Origin of the sequence: Pseudobutyrivibrio xylanivorans, from assembly GCF_008935055.1 — a bacterium.
Lineage (GTDB): Bacteria > Bacillota > Clostridia > Lachnospirales > Lachnospiraceae > Pseudobutyrivibrio > Pseudobutyrivibrio xylanivorans_A.
Map to the genome: position 1 here is coordinate 229,329 of NZ_CP043028.1, position 19,697 is coordinate 249,025.

Sequence of the window (19,697 nt, forward strand, 5' to 3'; positions counted from 1 at the left end):
TAATTATCTCCCAAGTGTATGAATACACTCGAGATTAATTGTATCAATCATGATTGCCTGAGTCAATAAATACCAATAAGCCTTGGTCACGCTAACAATCCTATATATCACCTTTGAGCGAGATTGGCTCTGCAGGTGACATATAGAGATTGATAGCTACCAAGGCTCTCTAGCATTACTTCAACAACGTATTAAGGATACCTCGGAAGAGTTGCGCTCCTGTGTTGCCACCGAGAGTTTGGCCAAACTTGCCACCAAGCTGCTTACCTACCTTCTTTCCTACCTCGCGGCCAACAGTTCCTGCCACAGTGGTTCCCACAGATTTTGCTGCACGCTTTCTGCGGTTAGCCTCCTTCTCTGCTTCGCGAGCTGCCGCCTTTGCTGCCGCTGCTTCTTCCTTAGCCTGCTGCTTGGCAGCTGCTGCATCTGCCTTTGCCTGAGCCTCAGCCTCTGCCTCATCCTGATTCTTTTTATTAAGCATCTCATAGGCAGACTCAGGGTCTACCGCAACTGCATATGTCGAATAAAGATTGCTTGATTTAATTGCGTTGTCACGAACACTTGCATCTATTCCACCCATCTTTGATTTTGGTGGAAGAATAAATACTTTCTCCACAATGCTTGGCGTACCATCCTCCTGAAGGAAAGATGCAACAGCCTCACCTGTTCCAAGAGCCTCGATTACATCTGCTGTCTTAAAAGCAGGATTCTCACGGAAGGAATCTGCTGCAGCCTTCACAGCCTTCTGGTCAGATGGTGTGTATGCATGAAGTGCGTGCTGAATCTTGTTTCCCAGCTGAGCCAAAACACCATCAGGAATATCACGAGGATTCTGCGTTACAAAATAAACTCCCACTCCCTTAGAACGAATCAGCTTAACCACCTGCTCAATCTTATCCAAAAGAGCCTTCGGTGTATCCTTAAAAAGAAGATGCGCCTCATCAAAGAAAAATACCATCTTTGGCTTCTCCAAATCTCCTACCTCTGGCATTGTTTCGAATAATTCTGAAAGCATCCAAAGAAGGAAGGTTGAATAAAGAGTTCCATTGTTAATAAGACTCTGACTATCGAGAATATGAATCATTCCTCTGCCGTTAGGGTCTGTTGTGAGCCAATCGGTAATTTTAAGCTCTGGCATACCAAAGAATTTGTCACCGCCTGCAATCTCAAGAGCAACCACTGCACGCTGAATTGCGCCTATACTCTGCTTACTGATATTTCCGTATTCAGCCGCGTAGTCCTTATTATTCTCTGCCAACTCATTAAGCATTGCCTTCAAATCTTTGGTATCGTATAGGTACCAACCATTATCATCGGCAATCTTGAAAGCAATTGTCAAAAGATCATTCTGCAAATCATTCAGGCCTAAGATTCTTCCCAACAACAATGGTCCCATATCTGAAATGGAGGTGCGCACCTGAATACCATTCTGCCCAAACACATCCCAAAGGGTGGTTGGGTATTTGGTGTATTCAAAGCCATGCTCAGCCAGACCAAAACGTTTGATGCGCTCCTGCATATTTTCGCTGTCAACGCCGTTTTCCAACATACCAGCAATGTCACCCTTTACATCAGCTAGGAAAACCGGCACCCCCATCTCCGAAAATGATTCTGCCAAAACCTTCAGTGTAACAGTCTTACCAGTTCCAGTAGCACCAGCTATAAGTCCGTGGCGATTTGCCATTTTAGGAAGCATGTACACAGGCTGACCACTTTCAGTGTTCGCAATCCAAATCTTACCATCTCTAAGCATAATAACCCTCCCAAATTATTGACTAAATAATGCTTCTTGAGTAATTATAACAAATAGAGGAGGTATTTTATACCTCCTCTACATAACTTACAAAATCCAAATTATTCAATTCATCCATCAGCTTCTGATGGGAATGTGCACTTCCGAAATCCAGCTCCACCATAACCGCTGTGTCCGTGCCAGACAGGGTCTTGTCCTTGGTCTTGTTCATGCTACTTATCTGATATCCCATCTCAGAGAACTTCTTCCGAAGCTTTTTAATTCCGTTGTTTTCCTCAACCTCGATATAGATGCTGACATACCTGCTATACTCTTCTATCTGCTGAGTTGCTCGCATCAGCACAAGATTTGCCAACATCACTAGAATGAAACATGCAAATCCAACAGTCAGATAGCCTGCGCCAAAGGCCATCCCCATACAGGATGCAACCCAAAGTGACGCAGCGGTGGTAAGCCCTTTTATCTGATTTCGTCCTGTGACGATAATCGTGCCTGCTCCCAGAAAACCAATTCCACTGACAACTCCCGCAGGAATTCGGCTAACATCTGCGTTGAACCCCTGAAGATTTGCAAGATATAAATTCAATACTGTAGCAACCGCAGAGCCAAGGCTCACCAAAGAAAAGGTTCGAATTCCAGCACTATGTCTGCGCACCACTCGTTCCCAGCCTATCAGACTTCCGCAAACAGTGGCAATCAAAAGTCTCATGACAACAGCCATGTCACTCATGCCCTGCAAGTAATCTATGAAAGAACTACTCAAAAGTATATCCCTCATAACTCAATCCCCTTTTAGCAATATATTCTAGCATTTCTTCCAATGGCATAGGTTTTCCAAAATAGTAGCCCTGACATCTCTCACATCCAATTTCCTTAAGGAACTGATAGTGTTCCTCAGTCTCAACACCCTCACAGAGAGGCTTTATTCCCATGTCATTGGCGCCCTTTATAATATGGCTCATCAATGTCCTGGTCTTAGGATTTGAATCATAGCTTCTAAGGAAAACTAAATCCAGCTTAAGCACATCAAACTCGTAATCAGAAATGGTATTCAAAGAAGAAAATCCGCTACCAAAATCATCAATCCAGATTTCATAGCCAGCATTTCTAATCTTTGAAACCTCATTCTTTATCATACCGGTATTATCATTGAAGGCACTCTCAGTAATCTCAACCTCAATCATATCGATTGGCACTTCATAAATCTCACAGAAATCTGAAAGAAGCTTCAGTACATCGCAAACATCGAAGTCAAGTCGTGAAATATTAACGGAAACTGGAACTGTAGGAAGTCCATTGTCCATAAGATTTCTGAAGTCCTGGCACACTCTCTTTACCATAAATTCATCAACCAAATGTATCAAATGGAAGTGTTCCAAGGTCTCGATGAAATCAAGGGGTGAAAGCATTCCAACAGATGGATCAACCCATCGAACCAGTGCCTCCATACCACAAACCTCTCCAGTTGCCACACGAATAATAGGCTGATAGTAAACCTTTATATAATCCTTCGCGATAGCTTCATCAATATGGTCAACAACATACTGCTGACGCCTCATCTTGTCGCGAAGCATATCATCGTAAATACAATAATTTAGGTCATGCCTGTTCTTAATACTGTTACACGCCAGACGGGCATGATCGCAGGCCAGTCCAACCTCTGCTCGCTGGTCGTCCAGAAAGTAGATACCAGCCTTCACTCTAACCTTTTTATTAACATCATCCTGAAGAAGCATACGCTTGTATACTTCCTCGACATTTTTGATTACTTCATCTTTGCTTCCATTTGAAAATATTACAAAATGGTCATCGGAGAATCTTGCAACTGTACCTGTGTAGAAAACATCCTTTATAATACGGGCCATATCACAGAGCAATTCATCGCCCATCTTAAAACCATGGCGCTCATTGTACAGCTTGAAATTTGGGATATCAAAATGAATAAATGCACTGTCCTCTCTCCACATGTCAGTTGTGTTTAAAAGAATCTGAACCTTGTGATAGAAGAAGGACATGTTAAACAAGCCCGTCAATTCATCTGTCTCACGGTTCGATGAAAGAACCTCTGCCTCTGCATAGGAATTACGAGTTACATTCAAATATTCATTCTGATCAACATCTACAATGAAAACATAGAAGAAGCTCTTTCCATTATTCCAATGAAGAAGATGCCCAAAGTCTTCAATATATTTTGTCTCACCCTGCTTATTTACTATTCGATAACGGACATAGTCATGACGTTTATCGCCAAAAACAGTCTGAGCCTGGATCTGATTTTCGATCTTATATAAATCCTCTGGATAAACCATTCCTTTGAAGGTTCCACCCACGAATTCCATAAATTCCTCAAAATTTTCGCACCCAAAGAGACTGATGACGTTTGAATCTGCAAACAGAATCTTCTCGTCACCATCTGCTTCATAGATAAAGAATCCGCCTGGTAGCCCAGTAGGTACGTCACCTACGATAGTTTGAATGTATTGCGCTTTTCCCATCGATGTCCTCCGTCTAATAAATAGATTGAGTATTACACACCTAGCTACATGATATTGTACATCATTTATGGGTCCATTAGCCTTTTTTCACAGAATATTTAGAAAGATAGAAGTATTATAGTCCGCTAGTTACGGCTACAAGCCTTAGGTCTCTCTGTTCAACTAAATGTTTCACTGAGAGACCTAAGAGCTTGATGCCTACTAGCTAATTTAATAATCCATAACATCTACAAGTCTAGTTTCACTATCAAACGAATGCACATAACCTTGCAATGATTTCGCCTTTTGCATAAGATTCTTCGAATTAGCCCAGACAAAAATATCTGCTTTTCCTTTGCCATTTTTAGCTTCCTGAATCAAATTTATTGCAGCACTGTTTCCGTCAAACGCAACCACCATAGATGGACGGCGCTCAAAAATCTCGTAATTAAAACTCTTGTAGATTCCCATTGCCTGAGCCTCTGTAGAAACTCTCACTTTTACGCCAGAAGCTTTTATCTTATCAGCCTCACGCTTTGTAATGACAGCAGGTACAAATGAGTATACCCTAAACCCCTTATCATTATGGTCTAACAAATATTTCTCATATCCTGAAAGCGTATGTCCTATTACAAAGGAAACCTCCTCTGGATTAAGATGTTCAAGCAGCTCATCAATCTGTTTTGTAGCATTTGCGCTTAATTTAGTTGATCTGCTTTCAGTATTGAAACTTCCTCCTATGAGAACCACAGGTAATCTGTCCCAACTGATTTCCGTAATCTGGTCCTTTAACTCTGTATTGGCATCCAGCTTTACCTCACCCTTGGTCTTTCCCCTGGAAATCTTCACTGTCTGCATCTTCTCAAGGAGAACCTCCTCTATGCTTCTGTCACCAAGTAGCTTCGCAAATGCTGCCTTCTTCTCAGAATAAGCCTTCTGGCTCTCCTCGATAATCTTAGTTTCCGCATCCTTCATAAGTTGAAGCTCAGCATCAGAAAGTCCAAGCATTTTTTCCAATGAAAGCTGCTCGTCAATTGCATCTGTTCCATAGAGGGCAGCACCATCAGTACCCTGAACACAGGCAATGCCCTGCTTCAGGTACGCCTTCAGCGGATGTTTTTCCAAAGTGTTCAGATTGTTCAGTCGTACATTACTTGTAATCTGAAATTCAAGTGTGACGTTATTATCCTTAAGCTGCTTCAGTGCTTCTTTTCCCTTTTTGCTGGCAAGGCTGTAGGTATACAAGCCGTGGCCAAGTCTCATCTTTGGCATTGGCTGTCCTGGTTCCAAGGAATCACGAACGCACTCAATAGAATGAGCTATGTTATCCTTCTGACTATCATTCTCACCCGCATGAACTCGAATCACAAAGCTTGGGTCTACCTTTGCAATTTTAACAATTTCCTTGAAGGCTGGCTTAAGAGTGATGATATCGTTAATCTCCTCTCCAACAAAGTCACAGCCTGCCACATAAGGGTCAAGTGCTGTTGCCTTCAGCACCTCAAGGTTCTGCTCCAAATAGTTTTCCGGTGTAACAGCATCCTTGATAATGGTAAGAGGAATACGACGCATTGCAGCAAGAAAACGAATCATCACGCCAGTCTCCTTATAAATGCTTGGCATTACCTCATGAACCTGACGTAGCATTTCAAGAGACTCGTATTTCTTTACCAAAGTGGTATCGCTGATTTCAGCATAGTAGATTCCCTGCTTCTTGTAACTTCTTGCAATCCAAAGAAGCTTATCCTGGAAGATAGTGTTGCTACAATAAACAGGATTTTCCTTATCTCTAAGCATTTGCATCAAAGCATTTTTCACATCTATGTCAGGAATCATTTCAACCTTGTTTGAAAGGTTTATTGGCTCCTCATGCTCTACTGCTTTACAAAATACATAGCGGTAGAGGTAGACCTTTTCCAAATTCGTAAATACGGCCTGTCCATCCTTTATTACTGCCAGCGAACCACGAATCTTTACGATATTATCTTCGGCGTTATCCAGATTGTTAAGAATCAAATCAGCAAAATTGATAAAGGTATTATCATTAATTCTTCTATCAAGATACTTTCCCTGTAGCCCTGAAGAAACAAACTGTCTTGCAACCTTCTCGCGCTGCTCGTTAAGACGGCTCCACTGGGCATCAGTAAGCTTTAAATCAAGCTTTTTAACATAATATAATGGATATCTGATTTGATGAGAAATGCCAAGTGCAATAAGCACATCTCCTGAAAGATTACCATTCATGTGAGTGTGCAAATCCGCTCTAAATTTCAACTCTCTACGTATATACGTTTTGAAGATTGTCTTCTCAACAGGGAGTACAAAATCCTTGGTCTGACTCATAAGAGTCTTTGCGATGGCAGGAATTGTAGCCTTTACCTCTACTGTTCCGTCAGGGTAAATACTCGCAACCTTAGTGTCACGAAGCCTAAAAATATAGCTTTCTCGATTGCTACCATCAATAAAACATGGCACCTCTCCTTTGATAACAAGCATATCATTATCATCCTTAGTGAGAGGCAAATTGCAGATTCGTGACAAATTTCTAATCAGATTGCCCGTACCATGATTAGGCGTTTTTAGCACATAAAACATCCTGTCCAAATCCTTGTACAGGTTTACAATAATATCCTTTTCATTGTCCAGAAAGAAACAGGTAAAATAGGTCATAGGTTCCTCCCATAGATTGCCTTGCGCAAAAATATATCTGTAACTTATAACATAAATACGCAGCCAATGCAATTAACTAATGAAATTTATAAATTGCTGAGCTGTTCTTCCAGAAAGACCTCCCTGCTCCATCTCAAAAATCTTTGCCTTTGCAATAAGCTCATCCTCTGATATATCAAGCTCTGCGCGCTTTGCCAAAGCAAGAACAATATCCAGATATTCCTTTTGAGATGGCTTGCTGTAGCTGATGGTAACACCAAATCGGTGAACTAGAGAAAGCTTCTCTTCCACTGTGTCTGAGTGATGACGGTCGTCCTGATTACTCTGGTCATTTCTATCGTTCCAGGTTTCCTTGATAAGATGACGACGATTTGATGTGGCATAAATCAAAATATTGTCTGGACGGGTCTCCACGCCTCCTTCAATAACAGCCTTGAGGAACTTGTACTCAATCTCGTGCTCCTCAAAAGAAAGGTCATCCATATAGATAATGTACTTGTAATTTCTATTCTTTATACTAGCAATAATCTTTGAAAGATATTTGAACTGATGCTTGTAAATCTCTATCATGCGAAGTCCCTGATCATAATATTGATTCACGATGGCCTTAATGCTTGTAGATTTTCCAGTACCACTGTCTCCAAACAACAGTACATTATTAGCCTTCTTCCCCTGAACAAAGGCCTCTGTATTATCAATAAGCTGCTGCTTTTGATATTCATAGCCAATCAAATCATCAAGAACAACCTCTTCCATGTTGTTGATAGGCACAAATTTCATATCATTTTCGCCCACCTCTTCAATACGAAACGCCTTGTTAAGACCAAACATTCCCACGCCATAGGACTTATAGAAATTCGTAATAACCTTAAAGAATCCCTTTTCATCAGGAGCATTTTCAAGGGCTTTCGATAATCTTCTAACCTTCTCGCTAACATTCCGATTATACATCTGCTTATTTTTATCCACAGCAGAATAATTCGTAAATACGGTAAAGCTTTTGATTCCAAGTTCCTGCTCCAAGCCAGAAAAATCATAGTCAAAAATTTCCTTTAGAAGCTTAAAATCATTTTCCACAAGCTGGTTCACAGTACCTGACTTCACCTCAGTCTTTTCTGTGACAAGAGAAAACGGATTTTCATTTGTAATGATGTAGTAGGCAATATAGTTATGCCAGAGATTGTCATCAAAGCCATAGTCAGTGGCAAGCATGAGAAGACTCTTGCTAATTGCATTAATCTCTCTTGTAATTTCACGCTTGTTATAGTCACCAGCTTCAACTCTATCAATAGCTCGTCCCAATCGGTATAGAATGCTTTCTTCTGTTAAGTCTCCATACATCAGTAATCTTGAAATTTTTTCGTACATGTTTGCCTCCAATTGCTTGCCCATCTATAGTTACCTTTATTTACCACAAAGCTCCCAAAAAGTTACCGCTGATGCTGCCGCCACATTCAGGGAATCCACATCATGATGCATTGGAATAATCGTGACATAGTCACTGTTTGCAATAGTATCCTCTTTTATGCCAGTCGATTCTGTACCAAAGATAACAGCAAGCTTATCATGCTGCTTTAATTCTGGAGATGATAATGGAATTGCATTATCTTTTAACGCCATAGAAACGACCTTGTAGTCTGCATTATGAAGGATATCCACATAGTTGCTTCCCTTATCAAAATAAGTCCACGGCACCTGGAAAGATGTTCCCATGGCAACTCTGGCAGCACGTCGATAAAATGGATCAGCGCTGTCGTGTGTAAGAAAAATAGCATCCACCCCAAGAGCTGCTGCTGAGCGGAAAATTGCGCCTACGTTTGTAGGATTCATAACATCCTCCAGAATTGCCACCTTTGAACTGGATTCAAGCAAATCAGATGGTGCTGGCAAGGTTGGGCGTCTAAATGCAGCAAGCACACCTCGTGTAAGGTTAAACCCAGTGATTTTATTAATCACATTAAGCTCTGCTACAAAAACTCCCAATTCATCCTCTTCAGAAGCAGCACTTGTCTTTGAAAGTAGTTCCTGAACCACTTCACTTTCAAAAGCCTTTTCCTCCACAAGAAAAGCCATTGGCTCACAGCCTCGATTCAGTGCTCGTTCAATCACATTTGGCGTCTCCGCGATAAACACTCCGCCATTAGGTTCAAAATAATGATAAAGCTGCGCCTCATTATATTCAGTAAAGATTGCAACTCGCTTATCATTAATATCATCTATCTTAATTACATTCATCAATACAAACTTCCTCTATCTATAGTTCCACCAAATTAAGCTCCACCCCATCTGGAGCATTAATTTTCAGCATTCGGTGATTAGTATATTCATCAGTATAGAAGCCTTCAAAGCTCACATCTGATTTCTCCAGCTTCGCCTTTATGGTGTCCAGATTATCATAGGAAAAAGTAATTGCCTGATTTGGCAGCTTAACATCTTCGTTCAAACATATTATTTCAAGCTGAGTGCGTCCAAGCTGAAACAGGAATTGGCAACCCTTGGATTCCGCGGGCACGATAAACTTAGACAGTTGAAGTCCAAGCTTTTTAGCATAGAAATCCCAAACAACCTCTTCACTCGTGGCTTTGATAGTCACACGACGTACATTCAACCTTCTTGCAAAAGGGAAAAGTAATCCCTGTTTTGCCAGCCTTCTCCATCTCTTGTAATTGCGATAATCCTTTTTCCACTCAGGATTTGTAAGGGTATATGCCCTCATGATAAAAAGAGCAATACCGATAGCACCACCCAAAGTGTTTGAAATAACATCTGCTGTATCGTAAGAGCCTCTCTTTGTTATAAGCTGAATGTTTTCAATAGTCACTGACACCAAAAAGCAAAGGATTATAGTCCTTCGAATTGCATGACGTCTGAACCATCTAAAAAGATATGGCACCAAATATCCCATCGGAATAAAAATCATCACGTTGAGATAAAATTCGATAAATTCCTCAGCAGGAAGCTCTATACCCTTTGCGGTCATTGTGAAAAGGCTAAAACCTGCATTTCGAACCAAATAGTCAGGATTCTCTGTGCGCACAAGGATAGTAAGATAAATAAGGCTGAACACATACAAAAGAAAGGCAAACATGAGCAACCCTCTTCGAAGCCATTTATAGAAAATATATCTCTTGCCACGGCTAACGCCGCCCTGAATATTAAGGCCCACCTTTTCGCATATACGATAATCAACCATTGGCAAAAGGCGTGCCAATATAAAAGCAACTGCCGTTGCCCCTACTATCAGTATCATATTGATAGCCAAATTGTTCGCATACAGGTCATAAAAGCTATTAAGTTCCATACCCCACCCCAAAAGTTTCTATTAAAAAAAGAGGATACTAATCTATCCTCTTTCCATTATATTATAGGGTTAAACTGTTGCCAATGAAAGCAACAGTTTAATTATGCTTAATTCTACATTGAAATTATACCAAACACATTCAAAATTGCACTCACCAAAATAATAACAACAAAAAGTGGGCAAAGGAATTTAATCATAAATGAGAAAACTGCCTTTCTCTTGAATGGGTGGTTGTCCTGTTCCACCTCAGCCTCAAGCTTTTCAACTGTCATGAACTTTGTGATAAGTATACAGGTTGCAAGGGCTGCGATTGGCATCATAACAGAGTTTGTAAGGAAATCAAAGAAATCCAAAAACTGCATTCCAATAATTCTAACATCTGCAAGTGGTCCATTGCCAAGTGATGAAAGGCTGCCAAGAACAACCATAATCACTGCCATAATAATGGTACCGCGTCTTCTGCTCCACTTAAACTCATCAGAAAATGTGGAAACAGCACTTTCTGTAAGGGCAATTGCACTTGTTACAGCTGCAAACAGTACAAGAGCAAAGAAAAGAATTCCAATGATTCTACCGAATCCCATGCTCGCAAAAATCTTTGGCATTGTAATAAACATGAGTGATGGGCCTGCCTTAAGCATGCTCTCATCTCCACCTGAGAATGCGAAAACTGCTGGGATAATCATCAGGCTGGCAAGAACAGCAATAGCTGTATCAAAAATTTCTACCTGCTTTGTAGAATCCTCGATGCTGACTTCCTTCTTTACATAGGAACCAAAAGTAATAAGAATACCCATGGCAATCGAAAGTGAATAAAACATCTGTCCCATAGCAGTAACAACTGTCATGATTGAAAAATGCTTGAAATTAGGAATGAAAAGATATTTCACACCGCTTAAGGCACCAGGACGTGTCACTGAATAAATGCAAATGATAACAGCAAGTACAACCAGAATTGGCATTACAAACTTAGAAACTCGCTCGATACCATTCTCAACACCCATGAAAATGACAACAAGAACCAATATCGCAAATACGATAAACCAAAGCTCCGACTCAAAACCATTTGTTATGAAATCAACAAAGAAGTTGTCCCCTGCTATTACATTTGCATCTGTTCTGAGATATTCAAAAAAGTACTTACATACCCATCCACCGATTACCGAATAATATGGAACAATAAGGATTGGAATAATAGCATTTATCCATCCACCAAGGCCCATAAGCTTGTTGTTGCTCAACTGATTGAAGGCTCCAACAGGGCTTTTGTTAGTGTGACGACCGATTGCTGTCTCAGCAACAATCATTGTGTAACCAAAGGTCAATGCCAACAATACATATACTATTAAAAAGATTCCCCCACCGTATTTTGCACAAAGATATGGGAACCTCCAAATGTTTCCTAAACCTACTGATGCTCCCGCGGCTGAGAGCACGAAACCAATCTTTCCAGAAAAGCTACCGCGATTATCCTTATTCAATTTATAATCCTCCAAACTAACTCTTTAGCAATTTAACCTTTTAACTCTTTAACTTGTTAAATCGCCTTTTTATTTTATTATGGTTCGGAGGATTTGTCCATTACAAATATTTAAGCAATCACCTGTGAATTATCTAACTATTATCCTTCTTGAGCTTATTTTTGATTACACAAAGCTTTTCATTACATTGACTACACTTTAGTCTCTTGTTGCTTCCATGCCAAAAGAATTCCGGATGCTTTGCGTAGTTTACTTCCCATCTGATAAGAACAACCAGCGCTGTAAAGAACAGGCTCCATGAGAAGAAATTTTTAATAAAAAGCATCGGAGTGAACATCATGAAGTGACCCCAATCGTATATTCTACAATTTATGCAACACTTGTTTTTCATGATAAATGTCTGAAATGGACAAAAGAATAGAATACAAAGGTAGTCACTTAGATAAAAGAAAACTGTAAGCATCAGCATATCTGCTGCGCCTATGATTTTGAATAAATATAGAACTGCAAAAATCGCATTAAAGCTCAGCCAAACCAACATAACAATCCATGCCTTCACATTCATCGACTGGACAAACTCTAGTAGTTCAAGTCTAGAATACTCCTCCACTGGCTCATATTCCTCTACTTTGCCCTTCTTAAAGGCCATAGAAAGCTCTTTGTTTGGCAGTATGTGCTGAAGCATCATAAGCATAAAAATCCCCCACAAAACATGCAGGGGACTTATACCATATTCCGAAATGCCAAAGGTGAATTCATGAGTCATGAAGTTGATGAGCATTTCTTTTCTAAATAGATAGGCACCAAAAATAAAGATAAACACAAATACTCTGAATGCCCAATTGATTAATGCACGCTTCATCATCCTAGTCATGCTACACACCTCCGATAGGTGAATGATAGCACGCAATTGTTTTAAAAACGTGAAAAGAGCCAAGGCATTCGCATTGGCTCTGAAAATATTATCTTACAACCAGCCGATTCTTGTCTTAAGAATTCGTTTCCTTAAGCTGTTGTCTAAATAATATATGTTTTCTTTTTCCTCATTTGCTACAATACAGCTATCATCCCATCCATATTTTCGACAAAGAGCCTTGTTAAATGCATAATGCGATACTGGTTTTTCCTCAGAAACATTAAGAATCCCGACATAATCATTTGTAGTCAGTTCAATAATTGCATCAGCCAATTCATTCACATCAACGATACTGAATTCAATATTATTGGCTCTGATATATATATCTCCGGAGTCCACATGTTTTTTCAATGCAAGACTCCTATTATCCATTTCTCCAAAAGGATCAATGCCATAAATACTGCCGGGACGAACAATACAATAATTCGGCAACTTGCTGATAACTTGCTCAGACTTTATTTTTCCATTGAAGTAATGATGATTATAGCTTTCTGCCGTCCTAAGAAATGGTTCAACGCTTTCAGACATGTTTTTCTCATAGGCAACTGAAGTAGACACAAAGATAAACCTTCTAGAACCTACGGCATCACAAAGGGCAGGCATCACTTTTTCAGCAATTTCTTCCTCACGTTCATGATTCATCACTGTCCAGATAATAACGTCAGGCTTATATTCCGTCACGAGAGCAGTAAGGCTGCTTATTTCGAAAACATCCAGTTTAATATAATCTCTATTTTTATTATTCTTGCTGTACGTTCCTAATACTTCATTACCACTATTCTTTATTTTCGAAAAAATAGTGCCCCCAAGGAACCCACTGGCTCCCAAAATCAATACTTTCATACTTTCACCATAAAACTGGTTGTTTGCATATTACATCCAGATGGAGCGGCCATTCCTGCCTCCATTATTTTTACCAAATCATCTTTTGGAACCTGTTTAGAAAGATACCTTCCTCTATAACTGTGTCTTTTATTGATTGCTTCTATTACATTCACTTACATAATCCTCCCTGATTAGAAAAGCCAAAAGTTTCTACTAAATTATCTTCCAAGATAACACTCTATCGTTCATCCCGACAATGAGAATTTGTATATCTCACTGTCTTTCAATTATACGGAATTCTTAATCATCACGGATTACCATATCGATATTAGATTAGTCACGCTATTCTCTGTTCCTAAGCAGTGCTACATTCATTTTTTTCTCTAGTACTGCTCATTTTCACTCCTGCAAGCAGTACTACAGCCATTTTTCACTCTAGTACTGCTCATTTTCACTCTTGCGAGCAGTACTACAGTCATTTTTCACTCTGGTACTGCTTATTTTCACTCTTGCGAGCAGTACTACAGTCATTTTTCGCTCTAGTACTGCTCATTTTCACTCCTGCGAGCAGTACTACAGCCATTTTTCACTCCAGTACTGCTCATTTTCACTCTTGCAAGCAGTACTACAGCCATTTTTCACTCCAGTACTGCTCATTTTCACTCCTGCGAGCAGTACTACAGCCATTTTTCACTCCAGTACTGCTCATTTTCACTCTTGCAAGCAGTACTACAGCCATTTTTCACTCCAGTACTGCTCATTTTGAGGTTATGGATTCAAATTTACCGATGTCTTCTCTTATAGAAGAATCTAATTTTCTGTTATACCCATCTCTGAACTTATCCTAACAGGAAATCAACAATCATTTCCTTCTCTTCATCCGTTAAAAAGTTCATATGACCGCGCCCTTTTAACAAGTAGGTCTCACAATTGGGGAATAATTATCTTTGCTCTTTCGATTACGCCATTTCCTGGAAACAGACAATCCTTTTCAGCCGCCATCACAAGTGTTGGTGCAGTACATTTTTTCATTAATTTCTCATCAACATTACTTGGCATGCCTTTTTTAATCTTAACATGGTCAATGCTCAGTTTTGCTGTTTCATATATATCTTTTGTAATATTATCTTCGGTTATAGCCATTGGGAGCATGCACTTTTTCAGCCATTTGTCTTTTCTAGTGATCCAATAAGCTATCATCGGCAGCATCATGCTTGAACTTTTTATTGCCAGTGCATTCTTTATTCCTGAGGGAACATATAGCACAACTCGATTAATCTTATTAGGGCAAACACACATTGTTTTCGCAATCACACCAGCACCAAAGGACCCGCCAAAAAGACTTATTTTATCGTACTTAAGGCCACCTATTACTTCGCTAACCCATTTTCCATAATCATATCCCCTAGATGGCAGGCTTGTTTCTGCACTCTTCCCAGGATGGCCAACCATATCCACTGCATATATATGAAAATCATTCATTATAAAATCGCAGGTAAGAAGATTGTAAGCTGTGGTGGCATTTCCGCCGTGAAAAACCAGAAGTGGTATACCGGTTAAGTTACCAGTCTCGATAATGTGTGTCTTCCCGAAAGAAGTATCTACATAGACATCTTTCCAAGGTGCTAGCAGCCTTGAAAGCTGACTGTCATATAGATTCAGTACTTCTTCTTTTCCTTTTTCTGATTTGTATATCGTTTTCATAAAACCCCCATCAGCTCAATGAATCGTGACATTATTTAATTGAAAAAAGTGTATTCTTTTCAAACAGGCCAATGGCAAAGCCCATTTTCATGAAAAGTGGCATATTCTCATAGGCCTTAAAGCTGGTTCTATCCAATAATTCCTCTAATGTAAGTTCCTCATAGTAACCGTAAGGATTTGCCACGGTAATTTTATCATTTGGAATATCTGCTCCAATGATTAATGAGTAATGCAATGTCCACTCGTCCCCATACAAAGCTGCCCACTCAAATGGAACTGGCTTCCCTGAAGACAAAGTATCATACATAATGTCAATGAACTCAGTATTCTTCATATATTTATGAATCTCTGTGTCATATTCAGGAAACTGCTTATTCATTTCCTCACAGAATTTGTTTCCTGTAGAAGTAACTATGGTTCCATATTCATCATACAGACTGTCTTCTGTTATGTTTTTTCCGGCCCATGTAGAGAACATCTCAATAACAGCATAGCCACACGACACATGCTGTGTAATCACATCGATGTTTTCAATTTTTGCAGGATTCTGGTACTTAGGATTTTTATAGACTGATGAATAATCATTCTGAATCAGCTTTGTCCTAATGCCAGATACTAATAATGCAATTAATGCCACACAGATAATTCCGCAAAAAACAAAACCTAAAATTTTAAATATTCTTTTCATTAATTATCCCTTTCAATTCCACTTCCACTTATCTGTGATTCATAGTAAATCTTTCCTTCTTCATACCCGCCAAGACACCATTATTTGTCTCTCTAAATTCTTAAAAATGAGTAATAGGTAAGTCCAAATACTCCGAAGCTATATCAGCTGCAATTCAGCTAAAGAAATATAGTGTTTAACCATAAAGTTATCTGGAGCATTTTCCATAAGCATCTTCATATGTTCCTCGTTCCATGCAGCAAGCTGTTTATCATTCATAGCAGCTCCAACTCCTCGACATGCGCGCATACGTCCGTGCCAACCTTCTTGCGAAAAAGGAACATCAACAAGAAATTCCATGCGATTAACAATATCAAAGAATTGCAAAAGCTCATCTGGAACATACACCGGTTTCACTGTATCGCCATAACTGGACCAATTTGGATTATACTTTAAAATAATCTCCTCGCTCTTTCCAGCAATGGCATCTTCATATGGTAACCAGCCCATATATAATATTAAAAACTTTCCATTAGGCTTTAACATCTTAGCAAACTTAGGTGCAATCACTTTAGCATCCAAATACCAAATACACTGACAAGCGGTAATTACATCAAAAGTCCCATCCGGATAGTCCACATTCTCTGCTGGACATGTGAAAAAATCAATATCCATACCAGCCTCAGTAGCCAGTCTTTTCGCCTGAAGGATCTGATTTTCTGTTATATCTGTTCCGACCCACTTTGCGCCATAGCGGTACATGTTTCGTGGCAACACCCCAGTGCCAGTTCCAATATCCAAGACATGTTGTCCATCCTTACAAAGTCCCAAATCCAAAATAGTCTGATAGAACTTTTGAGGATAGATATCTCTGTATTTTGCATAATCTTCAGATGTATTCCCCCATTCGAAGGCATTGCCATTGTCTATGTCATTAATTATCATATTATCCCCATCTCTTAACTATAAATTCATTCCAACTAAAAATAACCCTGATATTACCAAAAGAACTATAACAATCTTTTTTACAACTCTTTCATCCAAGATTTTTGAACTCTCCATTCCAGCAAACAATCCAATAATCATGAACGGAATAAGGATTACTGTTTGTTTCAATGAATTAAGTGTAAATACTCCTAACAAATAATATGTAAAGATTCTTACAGTATTTTCAACAATAAAAACCGCACTTATATTGGCTTTAAATTCATCCGTTGAATTAGTCACTCGCCCAACATAGGCAGCAAGCAACGCTCCTATCCCAAACAGGCCACATAATATACCAGACAGCACGCCAATGATACCTAGTAAAAGATTAGAATCCTTTGCATTTGTACGTTGATATTCTCTAAAAAACATTTCAACAGCTATAAGAATAACAACGATTCCAAAGAACACTTTTAAATGCCTAACATCAACACTCTTTAGAAGGATTGCTCCCGGAATACTACCACCCAAAACCAACAATGCCAAAGGAATATAGACTTTTCTCTCAAGCTTATTACGATTCTTCCAAGTCAATATTAGATTTGTCGGATACCCAAGCAATAATTCCACTGGCGATATATTAACGTTTGCCACTCCAAATCCTAAAATAGATGTAAAGACTAATGTATTTGCAAAACCACAAAGTCCCTTTATAAAAAACGCACACAGCGTGGCAATTATCCACAAAATCAAGCAATAATCCCCCTTATACGATTAAAATGCTTATCTGCATCCATCATTAACCTTTCCATCTAAATACTTTACGAAAAAATCTTTTGCAACTTCTAAGTCATTTACATACATAGCTATGTGTTCTATTTTCATAACATTTCATCCCTTCGATATAATTCTATATTTATAAATTTCTACTTGATTATCGCTTTAACTTTTTAATGAAATTTGCAATCAGTATTATTATCCCAATCCACAGTACAATATTTCCGACTGTCCATAGAACATTTACTAAATTTAAATTTATCACTTTTTACACCTCTGGTTGTCCTTCGGCAAGCCACTTTTCTGCTTCTTCTCTATTAAAAAATGTAATTACATTCTTATCTGGATATTTGGAAAATAGTTTCATCAACTTTGGTTTGTTCTTATGCTCGTAGTTCTGAACCAGTTCTACAAGTTCTGGATCAAGCTCGCTTTCTGTCCATGGCATATCAGGACGCTCCTGACCTACTCTTCCGGTAATTCCATCCATGCAAACTTTTTCTCCATAATCTAGGAAAAAGATGGTATCGCAAGCTTTAATACGGTTTTCATATGTTCTGCTGTAATCACCATCTATAATCCAAGTGTCACGCTTCACAACATCAGCAAGACTTGCATCAAACTCGTCTCTTGAAATATGTGTCCTGTCAGCATTCCACCAAATATTATCAAGATGATATAAAGGAAGCTTAGTCTTCTTCTGAAGTTTTATGGAGAATGTACTTTTCCCGCTGCCGGAGCAGCCTAAAACTAATACTTTCTTCAATCTATCCTCCTTTATGAATCGTAAATTTGATAGTATCAGTGTCCTATTATACCAAATATACTTTTTCCACAAAAGTACTCTAGTGTCCTTTTTTCTTATAGATTTCCCAATCCTCTTTGTCTTATTTCATCTAATTGCTCTGCACTCAGTGCCCCTGCCTTGTAAAGCTTTAGATATTCATTTTCAATTGAGGAATCAAAAATAAGAAGATCATCAGTATTAATGGTGACTCTGACACCATTCTCTACCAACGTCTTAATTGGATGTGATTTATAATCCTTTGCAAAACCCAGAATTACATTGCTGCTAGGGCAGGCATTAACCTGTATATGATTATCCGCAAGAAATCTCATGGTTTCTTTGGATGTTGATGCATTAATTCCGTGATGCACCTCAGAGAGCCCAAGAGTCTCTACAGCCCTTCTGACATCTTCTGCTGAACCCGTTTCTCCAACATGCATCTTCTTGTTTAAATGGTACTTCTCAGCTTTCCTATATAGCGGTAAAAAGGCTTCGAATGGCTGAACATTTTCTCCTGCACAAATATCAATTGCCTTGAAGTATCCTGCCTCGGCATATTTATCGAGCTCATCTACCTCTTCTTCCACGTTTCCAAAGGAGGGATATGTCAGCTCCGCTTCAAAGATACTATCAGGACAATATGATTTATGGAATCCTTCTATAAGCTCTCGAAACTCTTCTACTGTTCCTACCTGATTCACTTCAGCGGTACCAAAATTCATTACAAGACGAGTTATGTTATTTCGCCCAGCCTCAGCAAAAGCACCTTCCCACCTAAGAAGCATATTTTCATAGCCATCACATACAGGTTTTATATTTGACCTGAACCAATTCTGCATGCCTTCTAAGCCATCAAGGTGCTGCGGAGTCTCTGGAATACCAACCTGAAGTCGCTCTGCAAGCCACGCTCTTCTGCAGCCTTTGGTCGAGTGATTATGAAGGTCACTTTTAGGTGCAGATAAAAGTTTGTTTATATTGTTTTCTTTTAAACCTTCTACAAAAATATTTTCCACACCAATCCTCCTTTTGAGTTTTTTCGGTATTGCAGTATTGTAACAAAAACAGATACTCCTCTTGCCAGATTTTCATAAGCTGCATCTATCAGTTCCGTGTTTGACATGTATTTATGTATGGACGTAGTGTACTCCGGAAAGCGCTTGTTCATTTCTTCGCAGAACTTATCTCCTGTTGAGGTTATGACCTTGCCATATTCATTGTACAGATCCTCTTCTGTCAGATGTCTCCCGATATCTGATACAGGAAAAAACACGCTGCTCCACATAGCATCGTTCTTACGATGAAAAACTGAAAATGCGTCTGGGTCGGCACTGATTTGAAACATACGACAACATATACTATGCAGAGCGCAGCAGTAATCAGTGGAGATCTTTTCATGAATTCAATGTACTTTTTAA

At 39.2% G+C, this 19,697-nt stretch carries 18 protein-coding genes and 1 pseudogene; all 19 read right to left on the reverse strand.

The genetic code is table 11. The features are described from left to right. Window positions 1-175: 175 nt before the first annotated feature. Complete coding sequence (locus FXF36_RS01055; protein WP_151622057.1) at window positions 176-1,753, reverse strand: helicase HerA-like domain-containing protein; 1,578 nt, start codon at window positions 1,751-1,753, stop codon at window positions 176-178. A gap of 67 nt (window positions 1,754-1,820) precedes the next feature. Further along, on the reverse strand, window positions 1,821-2,516 hold the full coding sequence (locus FXF36_RS01060) for an MgtC/SapB family protein (protein ID WP_243143551.1): 696 nt from the start codon (window positions 2,514-2,516) through the stop codon (window positions 1,821-1,823). Continuing rightward, entirely contained in the window at window positions 2,509-4,248 is a 1,740-nt protein-coding gene (locus FXF36_RS01065; protein ID WP_151622059.1) for a GGDEF and EAL domain-containing protein, read from the reverse strand. The genes FXF36_RS01060 and FXF36_RS01065 overlap by 8 nt, the downstream gene beginning before the upstream one ends. Window positions 4,249-4,458: 210 nt before the next feature. Then, a complete protein-coding gene (locus FXF36_RS01070) occupies window positions 4,459-6,897 on the reverse strand; it encodes an amidohydrolase family protein (RefSeq protein ID WP_151622060.1) in 2,439 nt (812 codons plus the stop codon). Window positions 6,898-6,969: 72 nt separating this feature from the next. After that, window positions 6,970-8,265: an ATP-binding protein gene (locus FXF36_RS01075; RefSeq protein WP_151622061.1), complete on the reverse strand. Its 1,296-nt coding sequence runs from the start codon at window positions 8,263-8,265 to the stop codon at window positions 6,970-6,972. Window positions 8,266-8,301: 36 nt separating this feature from the next. Further along, a complete protein-coding gene (locus FXF36_RS01080) occupies window positions 8,302-9,132 on the reverse strand; it encodes a TrmH family RNA methyltransferase (RefSeq protein ID WP_151622062.1) in 831 nt (276 codons plus the stop codon). A 19-nt stretch (window positions 9,133-9,151) separates the two neighbouring features. Next, window positions 9,152-10,198: a VanZ family protein gene (locus FXF36_RS01085; protein WP_151622063.1), complete on the reverse strand. Its 1,047-nt coding sequence runs from the start codon at window positions 10,196-10,198 to the stop codon at window positions 9,152-9,154. 113 nt (window positions 10,199-10,311) lie between these two features. Further along, a complete protein-coding gene (locus FXF36_RS01090) occupies window positions 10,312-11,679 on the reverse strand; it encodes a sodium-dependent transporter (protein ID WP_151622064.1) in 1,368 nt (455 codons plus the stop codon). 133 nt (window positions 11,680-11,812) lie between these two features. Then, a complete protein-coding gene (locus tag FXF36_RS01095; RefSeq protein WP_151622065.1) occupies window positions 11,813-12,553 on the reverse strand; it encodes a hypothetical protein in 741 nt (246 codons plus the stop codon). Between the two features lie 93 nt (window positions 12,554-12,646). Continuing rightward, window positions 12,647-13,438: an NAD-dependent epimerase/dehydratase family protein gene (locus FXF36_RS01100; RefSeq protein WP_151622066.1), complete on the reverse strand. Its 792-nt coding sequence runs from the start codon at window positions 13,436-13,438 to the stop codon at window positions 12,647-12,649. After that, window positions 13,435-13,593, reverse strand: a complete 159-nt coding sequence (locus FXF36_RS01105) for a nitroreductase family protein (protein WP_151622067.1) — start codon at window positions 13,591-13,593, stop codon at window positions 13,435-13,437. Before FXF36_RS01105 ends, FXF36_RS01100 begins: the two co-directional genes overlap by 4 nt. A gap of 751 nt (window positions 13,594-14,344) precedes the next feature. Further along, window positions 14,345-15,124, reverse strand: coding sequence for an alpha/beta hydrolase (locus FXF36_RS01110; RefSeq protein ID WP_243143552.1), 780 nt, complete (start codon window positions 15,122-15,124; stop codon window positions 14,345-14,347). A gap of 31 nt (window positions 15,125-15,155) precedes the next feature. After that, window positions 15,156-15,812: a C39 family peptidase gene (locus FXF36_RS01115; RefSeq protein WP_151622068.1), complete on the reverse strand. Its 657-nt coding sequence runs from the start codon at window positions 15,810-15,812 to the stop codon at window positions 15,156-15,158. A 138-nt stretch (window positions 15,813-15,950) separates the two neighbouring features. Beyond that, window positions 15,951-16,736: a class I SAM-dependent methyltransferase gene (locus tag FXF36_RS01120; protein ID WP_151622069.1), complete on the reverse strand. Its 786-nt coding sequence runs from the start codon at window positions 16,734-16,736 to the stop codon at window positions 15,951-15,953. Window positions 16,737-16,754: 18 nt separating this feature from the next. Further along, window positions 16,755-17,471, reverse strand: coding sequence for a sulfite exporter TauE/SafE family protein (locus FXF36_RS01125; RefSeq protein WP_243143553.1), 717 nt, complete (start codon window positions 17,469-17,471; stop codon window positions 16,755-16,757). 39 nt (window positions 17,472-17,510) lie between these two features. Continuing rightward, window positions 17,511-17,603: pseudogene (locus tag FXF36_RS01130) on the reverse strand (VOC family protein); the annotation flags it as partial. A 160-nt stretch (window positions 17,604-17,763) separates the two neighbouring features. After that, on the reverse strand, window positions 17,764-18,261 hold the full coding sequence (locus FXF36_RS01135) for a P-loop NTPase family protein (RefSeq protein ID WP_151622070.1): 498 nt from the start codon (window positions 18,259-18,261) through the stop codon (window positions 17,764-17,766). 95 nt (window positions 18,262-18,356) lie between these two features. Beyond that, on the reverse strand, window positions 18,357-19,295 hold the full coding sequence (locus FXF36_RS01140) for an amidohydrolase family protein (protein WP_151622071.1): 939 nt from the start codon (window positions 19,293-19,295) through the stop codon (window positions 18,357-18,359). Further along, window positions 19,277-19,624 (reverse strand): hypothetical protein, encoded by a 348-nt coding sequence (locus FXF36_RS01145; protein WP_151622072.1) that lies wholly within the window; start codon window positions 19,622-19,624, stop codon window positions 19,277-19,279. Before FXF36_RS01145 ends, FXF36_RS01140 begins: the two co-directional genes overlap by 19 nt. Between the last annotated feature and the right edge of the window lie 73 nt (window positions 19,625-19,697).

What these genes read in the sequence shown, in the direction of transcription:
- FXF36_RS01055 (WP_151622057.1), bottom strand. Translation starts at nt 1,753, where the DNA reads ATGCTTAGAGATGGTAAGATTTGGATTGCGAACACTGAAAGTGGTCAG.
- FXF36_RS01065 (WP_151622059.1), bottom strand. Translation starts at nt 4,248, where the DNA reads ATGGGAAAAGCGCAATACATTCAAACTATCGTAGGTGACGTACCTACT.
- FXF36_RS01070 (WP_151622060.1), bottom strand. Translation starts at nt 6,897, where the DNA reads ATGACCTATTTTACCTGTTTCTTTCTGGACAATGAAAAGGATATTATT.
- FXF36_RS01075 (WP_151622061.1), bottom strand. Translation starts at nt 8,265, where the DNA reads ATGTACGAAAAAATTTCAAGATTACTGATGTATGGAGACTTAACAGAA.
- FXF36_RS01080 (WP_151622062.1), bottom strand. Translation starts at nt 9,132, where the DNA reads ATGAATGTAATTAAGATAGATGATATTAATGATAAGCGAGTTGCAATC.
- FXF36_RS01085 (WP_151622063.1), bottom strand. Translation starts at nt 10,198, where the DNA reads ATGGAACTTAATAGCTTTTATGACCTGTATGCGAACAATTTGGCTATC.
- FXF36_RS01095 (WP_151622065.1), bottom strand. Translation starts at nt 12,553, where the DNA reads ATGACTAGGATGATGAAGCGTGCATTAATCAATTGGGCATTCAGAGTA.
- FXF36_RS01100 (WP_151622066.1), bottom strand. Translation starts at nt 13,438, where the DNA reads ATGAAAGTATTGATTTTGGGAGCCAGTGGGTTCCTTGGGGGCACTATT.
- FXF36_RS01110 (WP_243143552.1), bottom strand. Translation starts at nt 15,124, where the DNA reads ATGAAAACGATATACAAATCAGAAAAAGGAAAAGAAGAAGTACTGAAT.
- FXF36_RS01115 (WP_151622068.1), bottom strand. Translation starts at nt 15,812, where the DNA reads ATGAAAAGAATATTTAAAATTTTAGGTTTTGTTTTTTGCGGAATTATC.
- FXF36_RS01120 (WP_151622069.1), bottom strand. Translation starts at nt 16,736, where the DNA reads ATGATAATTAATGACATAGACAATGGCAATGCCTTCGAATGGGGGAAT.
- FXF36_RS01145 (WP_151622072.1), bottom strand. Translation starts at nt 19,624, where the DNA reads ATGTTTCAAATCAGTGCCGACCCAGACGCATTTTCAGTTTTTCATCGT.